The organism is Vibrio sp. V42_P2S4T144 (assembly GCF_009904715.1).
GTDB classification, from domain to species: Bacteria; Pseudomonadota; Gammaproteobacteria; order Enterobacterales; family Vibrionaceae; genus Vibrio; species Vibrio alginolyticus.
In genome coordinates this window covers 1-10,544 of record NZ_WXWS01000421.1, presented here as the reverse complement: position 1 = coordinate 10,544, position 10,544 = coordinate 1, and the positions used below count along the sequence as shown (strand labels likewise).

Here is a 10,544-nt window from a genome sequence, read left to right as displayed (position 1 = left end):
ATATATATCTGTAAATAATCTGTCTGCTGGTTAAGTTTTGCTCGCTTGCTATCACAGGATTTTGCAAAAGATCGCATACGACCTTGATTTGCTTTGGGTCTAAACTTAGAGTAGCCGTCAGTTACCATTTATCCTCACATACAACGAGGTTGATTTGTCACAGTTCCATCAAGCCGTAAAGAGAATTATCGAGCGAGTTCAGCAATCGGAAGGCAATCAAACACGTCTGGTCGAGCCCCTTAGCGAGAAACCTAATTTCTCATTTATTGATTGGCTTGATGCGCAACCACTTTTCCCTAAGTTTTATTGGCAGTCCCGCGATACACGTGAAGAGGTCGTTGCACTAGGGCAATTGCACGCTTTTGTTGAGCCAGGTCCTGCTTATACCATTCTAGGTGAAGGGCAAAGAGTCTGGGGCGGGCGCTCTTTTGATGGACAGCATGAGAAGAATCGTCGCTGTATGCCCTCTTTTTTCTTTTTGCCTCAAATTGAGTTAATTCGTTTTGACCAACAGTGGTCTCTCGCAGTTAATATTTCAGAAGACAAAGCGCGAACTCTAGCTGGGTTGAATAAACTGGTTTGTGAGGTCGCGACCTTAGCTCCAATTTCGTCTCACATCCGCTCTATTGTTCACACGCCAAGTCAGCCTCAATGGAATGAGTTAGTTCATAAGGTTCTGACTGGTATAGAGAATGATGATTTTAAGAAAGTGGTTTTAGCGCGTCGCTCTACCGTGCAGCTTGATAACACATTAAGTGCTGCACAGCTACTTAAAGCAAGTTACTTAAATAACCATCATAGCTTCCATTTCATGCTGAGCTTAGACAGTAAGCACAGTTTTATGGGGTCTACGCCAGAACGTTTGTATTCTCGCGTAGGGCATGAGCTACATACCGAAGCGTTAGCAGGTACGATTGGTCGGGGAGACAATGCCACTCAAGATATGGAGTTGGCGAATTGGTTATCCCAAGACCAAAAGAACCTCAACGAAAACCAGTATGTGGTGGACGACATCATTGACCGTCTATCACCGCATTCTGAAATGGTTGAAGTGGAAGCTGAACCGAGTTTGGTCAGACTACGAAAAGTGCAGCACCTTAAGCGAAATATTCACGCTAGTCTAAGAGCGGGGATAAATGGTGTTCAGTTGTTATCGGCGCTTCAGCCAACAGCGGCGGTTGCTGGCTTACCCCGACAAGAGTCGATGCAATTTATATTGGATAATGAGCCGTTTGCACGCGGCTGGTACGCGGGGTCAATGGGTTACATAAGCCATGAACGAGCAGAGTTTTGTGTCGCAATCAGAAGTGCGCTTGTGCTCGGTGAGCAAGTACAACTGTTTGCGGGCGCAGGGATTGTTCCAGGCTCCATTGCAGAACATGAGTGGGCAGAACTTGATAAGAAAATGTCGACGTTACTTACGCTGATTTCTGATCATCCGCCATTGGGAGTCGCATCATGAGTCATGACCAAGCGGTGCTCAATCGAGTTTGGTCAGAAACCATATTGATTGAGCTTCAGCGATTTGGCGTTAAGCATGTTTGTATCGCTCCCGGATCTCGTTCTACGCCTTTAACTTTAGAAGCGGCAGAACAGTCCGACTTTTCCATTCATACTCATTTTGATGAGCGTGGATTGGGCTTTATGGCTCTTGGTTTAGCGAAAGCTACTCAGGAGCCAGTGGCAATTATCGTTACCTCTGGTACGGCAGTGGCGAACCTATTACCGTCGGTTGCCGAAGCCAAACTTACTGGTGAAAAACTGGTGCTGCTGACAGCAGATCGTCCAGTAGAACTTGTCGGCTGTGGTGCAAACCAAGCGATAAATCAATTGGGTATTTTTTCACATCATGTTTCGGCCAGTTTGAATTTACCAAGCCCAAATTTAGCAACGTCGCTTAACTGGTTGCTGACCTCTGTTGACGAAGTGATGTTTACTCAGCAATTGCAGGGTAGTGCTGTTCATATTAATTGTGCATTTCCAGAGCCTTTGTATTCCAACGGCGCAAAAGCGGATTATCAAACCTACTTAGATTCGGTCGCCGGATGGCGAAAAGGAAGCGGCACTTATACTCAGCGTTTTAGCCATTTGTCACAGGCGAACATCCCGCCTTTTTCGGACAAAAAAGGCTTGGTTGTGATTGGCAGCTTACCGCTTGAACAAGCGCGTTCGGCGCAGGCATTTGCACAAAAGATGGGATGGCCAGTACTTGCAGACCCGCAAAGTGGTCTCAGTTCGGATTGGGCGTATTACGATGTATGGCTTCAACTTCCCGAGTTCGCAAACGAGCTTGAATCTTGTGAACTTATTATCCAATTTGGTAGCCGAATCATCTCCAAACGTTTGAACCAATGGATTGATAAACAAGTATCGAAAAATCAACAAAGTAAAGACGTTCAGTATTGGTATGTCTCACCTTGTATGGACCGGAATAACCAAAATCATCTGGCGCAAATGCACTGGGTTGAGCCTCCTAAAACGTGGGTTTCTCGCATTAATTTTGAGAAGTCAATATTTGCTGGGTGGGCTGATAGGTTAGCGAATGACGTTAAGCGAGTTCATCAACGTATCGAAGAAGCCTTCCTATCTGATTCAGCGTCTGCCATTGACGAAATTGCGTTGGCAGCAGACATCAACGAGCGCACAAAGAACGTAGATGTTTTCTTGGGTAATAGCTTGTTTGTTCGGCTTGTTGATATGTACGGAAAATTGGATGGTGTAGAGGTTTTCACTAATCGAGGCGCATCAGGGATTGACGGTTTGTTTGCTGCGGCATCAGGCGTGCAACGGGCAAGAGGTAATCCGTTACTAATGTATATCGGTGACACAGCAGCACTTTATGATCTCAATTCTCTGGCGCTATTTTCTCACAATAAACTGCCGGCGGTACTTGTTGTTACTAATAATGACGGCGGTGCGATTTTTGATATGTTGCCAGTACCACCAGAGCGCAGGACGACATATTATCAAATGCCTCATGGTTATCAGTTTGAACACGCGGCAAAGCAGTTTGGTTTGGCGTATTTGCATGTTTCTACACTGGAGCAATTCCAATCATCTGTAAAAGAGCATTTATGTCACCGCCAAGGCACGTTGCTGGTCGAGGTTCAAACCCCACCTAATCAAGCTGCTGAGACACTCAAGGCATTTAATAAGAGTCTGAATGCTTTACTTTGAACGTTTCCCTGTATTAGAAAAACACCAAAGTAGAACGTTGCCCACTTTGGTGTTTTTGCATGGCTTACTCGGTAGCGGTGCCGATTGGCTCGCGTGTTTAAATGCATTACCCGAATATGAACGTGTTACGGTTGACCTTCCTGGTCACGGACGCAGCCAATCTATTTTTTGCTGCGATTTAAATGATTGCTGCAAACTTCTTGGTTCCACACTATCTTTATTATTTCCCTCACAACAACCACTTATTTTGATTGGATACTCTATGGGCGGCCGCATTGCGATGCATGGTATTGCCCATCAATGCTTTCCAGATCTCAATATTGCAGGCGCGATTATTGAAGGGGGAAACTTCGGGCTTCAAACTGAGTCAGAGAAACAGGTGAGATTAGAGAATGATGCTCGCTGGGCAATGCGTTTCAAAACTGAACCACTTGAACGTGTTTTGAACGATTGGTACCAACAAGCGGTGTTTTCTTCACTAAACCATGAGCAAAGACAAACATTCATTGCGAAGCGAAGTGATAATCTTGGCTCAGCGGTGGCGAATATGTTGATGGCGACATCGTTAGCCAAACAGGCATATTTGTTGCCCTCACTGCAAAAGCAGAACATACCAGTGTATTACTTGTGTGGTGAGAAAGACCAAAAATTTAGCCAACTGGCACAACGTAGCGGGTTGGCGTATCGACAAGTTGAAGGCGCTGGTCATAACGTCCATCAAGAGCAGCCCAAACAGTTTGCGATACATACCAAGCAAATAATTCAGTCTCACTTTGGTGAGAGTAACGAGAACAATGGGAATCACCATGGCTAAAACAGTAGGCATTTCTGAAGAAGAACTTTACGCTCCGGTTCAATGGAAAGATTGCGGCGAGAAATACGAGGACATTCATTACCATAAGTCTGAAGATGGTATCGCGAAAATCACCATTGCGCGTCCTCAAGTGCGTAACGCGTTTCGTCCTCAAACGGTAAAAGAGATGATTGATGCGTTGGCAGATGCGCGTTACGACTCTGGTGTTGGCGTGATCATTCTGACAGGTCTAGGTGAAGACGCATTCTGTTCTGGCGGTGACCAGAAGATCCGCGGCGACTACGGCGGCTACAAAGACGACCAAGGTACGCACCACCTAAACGTATTGGACTTCCAACGTGATATTCGTACTTGTCCAAAACCAGTGATCGCATCTGTAGCTGGTTGGGCTGTGGGCGGTGGTCATGTTCTGCACATGATGTGTGACCTAACGATTGCAGCTGACAACGCTCAATTTGGTCAAACAGGCCCTAAAGTGGGTTCATTTGATGGTGGTTGGGGGGCATCTTACATGGCTCGCATCGTAGGCCAAAAGAAAGCTCGCGAAATTTGGTTCCTATGTCGTTTCTACAATGCTCAAGAAGCAGTAGACATGGGCCTAGTAAACACAGTTGTACCACTAGCGGATCTAGAGAAAGAAACCGTTCGTTGGTGTCGTGAAGTACTACAGCACAGCCCAATGGCATTGCGCTGCCTGAAAGCTGCATTAAACGCAGATTGTGATGGTCAAGCGGGTCTGCAAGAGTTAGCGGGTAACGCAACGATGATGTTCTACATGACAGATGAAGGCCAAGAAGGTCGTAATGCCTTTAACGAGAAGCGTCGCCCAGACTTCGATAAATTCCCTCGCAACCCATAATCCGTCTAAATGAGGAGCGTGTTAGCTCCTCTGTTCCTTTTTTCCTGAGCGCCTCGCCCTCTGGGAGGCTGGTGGGATTGCTCGTCAGAACGCTCAAATATACGGCATTACATAGGACTTGAATTATGCGTGAAGCGAAAATTTATCGTTATAGCTTGCCCATGGATAGTGGTGTCATCCTACGTGACAACAAGCTAACCGAACGTGTTGGTTATGTTGTTGCGCTTTCCGAAGATGGTAAAACAGGGCTTGGAGAAGTCGCTCCTCTTCCTAGTTTTAGTTTAGAGAGCACCGAAGATGCGGGTGTTCAGCTACAAGAACAGGCGGAGCGTTGGGTAGCAGAGTTGGATGTGGATTATGCCAATATGTACCCGTCGGTTGCGTTTGGTTTATCGATGGCACAGTTTGAATTAGCTGGTGGTTTACCACAACAAGGTAAATACCAAACAGCGCCACTATGCACTGGCGACCCAGATGAGCTCATTCCAAAGCTGAACGAAATGGAAGGTGAGAAAGTCGCTAAGGTGAAAGTTGGACTTTATGAGCCAATTCGCGATGGCATGCTTGTGAACCTTTTTCTTGAATCAATCCCTCAATTAACGCTTCGACTTGATGCAAACCGCGCTTGGACACCAGAAAAAGCGCAGCAGTTTGCTAAATACATTACTCCGTCTTTGCGTCAGCGCATTACCTTTTTGGAAGAGCCGTGCCGCTCTCCTGGCGATAGTCTCTCTTTTGCGATTAATACTGGTATTGCTATCGCTTGGGATGAAACATTGCAAGATGCGGTTCGTCGTGAAGATTTCCGTCTTGAAGATCTAACTGGAGTGAAAACGATCATCATCAAACCCACACTCATTGGTTCAGTGGATTTTTGTATTACACTGATAGAGAAAGCGAAGTCACTAGGGATGAAAGCAGTGATTAGCTCGAGTATTGAATCCAGTCTCGGTTTAACTCAATTAGCGCGCTTTGCCCAATGGCAGCTGCCTGATGAAGTTCCAGGTTTGGATACGATTGGCTTATTCAAAGCTCAGCTAGAGCAGGGCTGGCCTAAGTGTGAACTTCCCGTTCTTCCTCTAAAAGACCAGGAGATTGTGTGGCATTCTGCGTAGACAATATTGCGAAGGCACCATGGAAATATTGGGCTCAAACGAGCCCTTTTTCTATTGCACTCAAGACATCAACAGAAGTATTAAACTGGCAACACCTCTCGAAGCGTATTGACCAATACACTCACTATTTGAATGACTTGGGTGTAACTCGGGGGGATGTGCTGACTTTGGTTGGCAAGAACCAAGTAGAAACACTGTTGTTTTATCTTGCCTCCAAACAGTTAGGCGCACTCGCTGCGCTGACCATGGAACAACCACTAGATAAGTTGCAGGGTAAGCTTGCTACACTTTACAGGCCTGATCAAACTCGGTTTATCTGGTTTTCTCAGGAGTGCGCTTCGACCTTTTCTGAACATGATGTACAAAAACTCAAGGCAACATTGCTTTCACCGCCTGTAGTATCACAGCAAGAGAGTGATTCGTTGACTGAAGATAGCTATCATCATGACCGGCTCGCTTCAGTAGTATTTACTTCTGGCTCTACAGGGGAGCCTAAAGCTGTGGTTCATACACATCGACAGCATCTTGCGTCTGCAGAGGGCTTGTTGCAGGAGTTCATTTTCACTCAGCAAGATGCTTGGCTGTTATCGCTTCCGCTGTATCACGTCTCTGGATTAGCGATTGTCTATCGTTGGCTATATGTCGGAGCAACACTAAAAGTCGGTTCAGGGAAACTTGTTGATGATATTCAGGGCGTATCACACGCTTCTTTGGTTGCGACTCAGCTCAAACGGTTATTGGATGATGATGCACATTTGTCATTGACACATGTGCTACTGGGCGGCAGTCACGTTGATCATGAGTTGGCACTACGAGCATCAGGGCAAGGCATTGAGACGTGGTTAGGTTATGGGATGACGGAGGCGGCCTCTACCGTTACCGCAAAGAGAATTGACAGCACCAGTAATGCTGGACATGTATTGAAGCACCGTAAGATAAAATTAGTTGACCAACGCATTTTTGTTGGCGGTAAGACATTAGCGGCAGGGTATTTCCATCAAGGACATGTTACCCCATTTCTGGATGAGAAAGGCTGGTTTGACAGCAAAGATCTTGGCGAGTGGCAAGGTGATGAATTAAAGATAATCGGCCGTGCCGACAATCAGTTTATCTCTGGTGGTGAGAATATCCATTGTGAAGAGATTGAAGCCGCTTTGAACCAAATTGATGGTGTAGTGCAGAGTATAGTGGTTCCAGTCGAAGACGCGGAGTTTGGTCATAGACCAGTAGCTGTGATTCAGACCAATGGATTGCGCAGCAAGTCGGAGTATGACCAGCACTTGCAATCAAAGTTAGAGAAGTTTAAATGGCCAGTGGAATACCATGTAATGCCAGAAACTCTACTAGAAGGTGGGATCAAAATTTCACGTAAGGCCGTGAAAGAGTGGCTGTTGTCATCACTTCAGCATTAGTCAATTTTGCTATGTATTAGTCATAAAGAGAATTTCGTATCCTTATAACTCTGAATCATAATTATGCTTCTTAGTGGAGAGAAAATGCATAAGGTTCAGGATGGCAAAGCTAGTTTTAATTGCGGCAGTAGCACTACAAATTGGTATCGCGATAAGTAGTGAAGGGCTAGCCCGCTCTCTTGCAGAGCTAACGGCATTTTTGATCGCTATTGCGTTGGTCGTTATATACAAAAATAGCAAACGGGAAATACCGTCCCCTCAACGCGATAAGCAGACCACCAATATCTAAAACAGTAACCAACTTAGAGAAGTGGTAGAAATTAGCACCCACAGAGTCACACCAAACAACAGCGGCTTAGCTCCAGCTGACTTTAGTTTTGAAATTGAAATGCTGCAACCTATCAAGAACAGACATACAACCAACGCTTGCTTTGCTCCAATGAAAATGCCGTGATAGACCATTTCAAATTGAGGAAAGAAGTCGCTAAACGCGATAGCTGCACAGTACCAAAAAATGAAATAAGGGATAGCTAGTTTTTTCTTTCCATTCTCTTTTTGGCCTCTTGAAAAGATGACGGCACTGATCAAAGCAACAGGAATGATCCATAAAGCGCGCGCGAGTTTCAATGTTGTTGCCGTCGTTAGTGCTTCTTCCCCATAGGCCGAGGCAGCCCCGACAACAGAAGATGTGTCATGAATGGCAATCGCAGCCCATGTGCCAAACGTGTGTTGATCTAGCCCTAAAGCATGTCCAATCACAGGAAACACAAAGAGTGCAATGGAGTTCAGGACAAACACTGTTGCCAGTGCTAATCCAATCTGCTCGTCTTTCGCTTTAATCGCCGGTGCCACAGCAGCAATTGCGCTACCACCACAAATTGCAGTACCTGATGAGATTAAGTAAGCGGTTACTCGCTCCAATTTAATTACCCTGGCAATGAGAGTGCCCATGATCAGTGTGCCTGTAATAGTGGCGATGATCAGGCCGATACCATCCGATGTGACTGCAAGTGCTTGCTCAAAGTTGATGCCAAAGCCTAAGCCAATAATCGAGTAAGACAGCAGCTTTTTAGTAAAAGAAGCGATGGGCAGCTCGGAAGGCACAAAACCAAAACTTGCGAGTAGAAAACCGATAACTAGAGCAATGGGAGAGGAGGCAAGAGGGGTTAGACAAAAAAGTAACGCCAATCCAAACAGGAGGTAGTTTCTATTCAAGGTTTTTATTCGCTGTTGTGAATGAAAGGGAGAGTATATCGCACTGGGTGTGGTCAGTTTGTCTTAATGATTTGAACACATGTTCAGTTATCCTAAACATGTGTTCAAGTGTATTTATCGCCAGTCGCCTCTAAGTTGATGCACTTTATCGAACATTGTTTTTGCCGTTGCCTCGTTTGGTGGCACCGGTTGTCCTGCCTCTATTTCTAGCTTTGACCAAAATCGAGTCGGTAAGCCACAGCATGCGCGACCTTTTGCGCGGCTGAAATAGCTTCCCCATAAGCCTTTAAGTGCAACAGGTATGACAGGTACTGGACTACGACGTAGGATTATATCAATACCGCGCATGAATTCATTCATTTCACCATCTGAAGTTAATCTTCCTTCAGGGAAAATACAGACGATATGACCTTCGCTTAGCGCAGCTTCCACATCGTTAAATGCACGTCTGATAGAGCTTCTGTTACTCGCTGAAATTGGAATTACCCCAGTTCGACGTAAAAAGCGCCTTAATGGAGGTAGGTTGGCGTAATCTTCCTCCATCACAAAACGAATCAACCTTGGGCATACGGCACTAAGTAGCAATGCATCCATGTAGCTTACATGATTACATACAATCAATGCCCCACCATGCTCGGGTAGGTTGTGTAGATTCTTATGCTTAACTCGATAGATGGTGTGCGTAAGCATCCACATGACAAAGCGAACTACAAAAATAGGAATTTGCAAAAAGATGTAAGCGGCGACTAAGAAATTTAAAATGGCTAACAATGCAAACAGCTGAGGAATTGTCATCTTGATTACACTTAGGCACACAATACCTAAGACAGCGCTGCCGACCATAAACAGAGAGTTAAAAATGTTGAGCCCTGCGATGACTTGAGCACGTTCGGTTTCCTTTGCTCGATGCTGCATTAATGCGTAAAGCGGCACGATAAACAAACCGCCCGAAGCGCCAATCATCAATAGGTAGAAAAATAATGGCCAAAAAGGCTCATATCTAAAGAAGTCTACAAAGTTATGGAAAATAGGTAGATCATTGGGAATGGAAGTGGCCATTAGGTACCCAAATACCGTAATGCCAAAGGCACCAATTGGCACAATACCGACTTCGATACGATGGTTTGAGATCCAATTGCAAAGTAGCGACCCTAGCGCGATACCAATGGAAAATAGAGCGAGCAAGAAAGACACCGCACTCTCGGTGCCATTTAGGTAAATCTTAGTGAAATTCGGGAATTGTGTTAGATATGCGGCGCCTAAAAACCAAAACCAGCTTATTGCCATTATGCATTGAAAAACAACTCGATCGGATTTGGCGATAGAGAGCGTGTGTTTGGTTTGCTTGTATGGTTGCCAACGAAAAGAGAGATTGGGCGCGCTGGCTGCAGCAAAGGGGATTGAGCGGCTCGACAAGTAGCCTAACAATGCGAAGATCACGACACAAAATGCGGCAAGGTATTTTGCGTTGTCTGCAGAGGCTATAATCCCAGCGCCTAAGGTGCCAATAAGGATGGCGATAAAGGTACCAGCTTCAACAAGAGCGTTGCCGGGCACTAACTCTTTAGCATTTAACTTTTGAGGCAAAAGGGCATATTTAACTGGGCCAAAAAATGCTGACTGTGTGCCCATTAAAAACAGTAGCAATAAAAGCACACCATAACTTTCGGTTATGAATCCGATGGCACCCAAGAGCATGATGGCTATTTCAAATAGTTTAACCTTACGAATAAACCATGACTTTTCATATTTGTCGGCTAATACGCCAGCGGAAGCAGAGAACAGAAAGAACGGTAGAATGAACAAGCCTGCCGCAAGGTTGATGAACAAATTGCTCGAAATAGGTAGTGCACTGGAGCCAGCGAATGCGACAAACAACAGCAAAACGTTTTTAAAAATATTGTCGTTGAAAGCGCCAAAAAACTGAGTAATGAAATAGGGCAGGAACTTTC

9 protein-coding genes are annotated in these 10,544 nt (G+C 45.4%); 7 read left to right on the top strand and 2 right to left on the bottom strand.

The window, feature by feature from the left end; genetic code table 11:
• Positions 1-154: 154 nt before the first annotated feature.
• From CAG68_RS14165 to CAG68_RS14135, 7 genes are all read left to right on the top strand, one after another.
• Positions 155-1,462: an isochorismate synthase gene (locus CAG68_RS14165; protein WP_033906881.1), complete on the top strand. Its 1,308-nt coding sequence runs from the start codon at positions 155-157 to the stop codon at positions 1,460-1,462.
• Positions 1,459-3,177: a 2-succinyl-5-enolpyruvyl-6-hydroxy-3-cyclohexene-1-carboxylic-acid synthase gene (gene menD / locus CAG68_RS14160; protein WP_054730129.1), complete on the top strand. Its 1,719-nt coding sequence runs from the start codon at positions 1,459-1,461 to the stop codon at positions 3,175-3,177. The genes CAG68_RS14165 and menD overlap by 4 nt, the downstream gene beginning before the upstream one ends.
• Positions 3,164-3,991, top strand: a complete 828-nt coding sequence (gene menH, locus CAG68_RS14155; protein WP_054730126.1) for a 2-succinyl-6-hydroxy-2,4-cyclohexadiene-1-carboxylate synthase — start codon at positions 3,164-3,166, stop codon at positions 3,989-3,991. Before menD ends, menH begins: the two co-directional genes overlap by 14 nt.
• On the top strand, positions 3,984-4,850 hold the full coding sequence (menB, locus tag CAG68_RS14150; RefSeq protein ID WP_005382318.1) for a 1,4-dihydroxy-2-naphthoyl-CoA synthase: 867 nt from the start codon (positions 3,984-3,986) through the stop codon (positions 4,848-4,850). The genes menH and menB overlap by 8 nt, the downstream gene beginning before the upstream one ends.
• A 125-nt stretch (positions 4,851-4,975) precedes the next feature.
• Positions 4,976-5,965, top strand: a complete 990-nt coding sequence (menC, locus tag CAG68_RS14145) for an o-succinylbenzoate synthase (RefSeq protein ID WP_054730123.1) — start codon at positions 4,976-4,978, stop codon at positions 5,963-5,965.
• Positions 5,950-7,377, top strand: a complete 1,428-nt coding sequence (menE, locus tag CAG68_RS14140) for an o-succinylbenzoate--CoA ligase (RefSeq protein ID WP_054577993.1) — start codon at positions 5,950-5,952, stop codon at positions 7,375-7,377. Before menC ends, menE begins: the two co-directional genes overlap by 16 nt.
• A gap of 100 nt (positions 7,378-7,477) precedes the next feature.
• A complete protein-coding gene (locus tag CAG68_RS14135; RefSeq protein ID WP_017634658.1) occupies positions 7,478-7,666 on the top strand; it encodes a hypothetical protein in 189 nt (62 codons plus the stop codon).
• On the opposite strand, the gene CAG68_RS14130 is transcribed toward CAG68_RS14135, so the two are convergent.
• Positions 7,663-8,592 (bottom strand): YeiH family protein, encoded by a 930-nt coding sequence (locus CAG68_RS14130; protein ID WP_005384270.1) that lies wholly within the window; start codon positions 8,590-8,592, stop codon positions 7,663-7,665. The genes CAG68_RS14135 and CAG68_RS14130 overlap by 4 nt on opposite strands.
• A gap of 114 nt (positions 8,593-8,706) precedes the next feature.
• Positions 8,707-10,544: MFS transporter (locus tag CAG68_RS14125; protein WP_161441295.1), on the bottom strand; the 1,838-nt coding region annotated here is incomplete at its 5' end.

Bases quoted from the DNA above. Each gene is read 5' to 3' on its own strand.
- menD (WP_054730129.1), top strand. From the start codon at position 1,459: ATGAGTCATGACCAAGCGGTGCTCAATCGAGTTTGGTCAGAAACCATA.
- menH (WP_054730126.1), top strand. From the start codon at position 3,164: ATGCTTTACTTTGAACGTTTCCCTGTATTAGAAAAACACCAAAGTAGA.
- menB (WP_005382318.1), top strand. From the start codon at position 3,984: ATGGCTAAAACAGTAGGCATTTCTGAAGAAGAACTTTACGCTCCGGTT.
- menC (WP_054730123.1), top strand. From the start codon at position 4,976: ATGCGTGAAGCGAAAATTTATCGTTATAGCTTGCCCATGGATAGTGGT.
- CAG68_RS14135 (WP_017634658.1), top strand. From the start codon at position 7,478: ATGGCAAAGCTAGTTTTAATTGCGGCAGTAGCACTACAAATTGGTATC.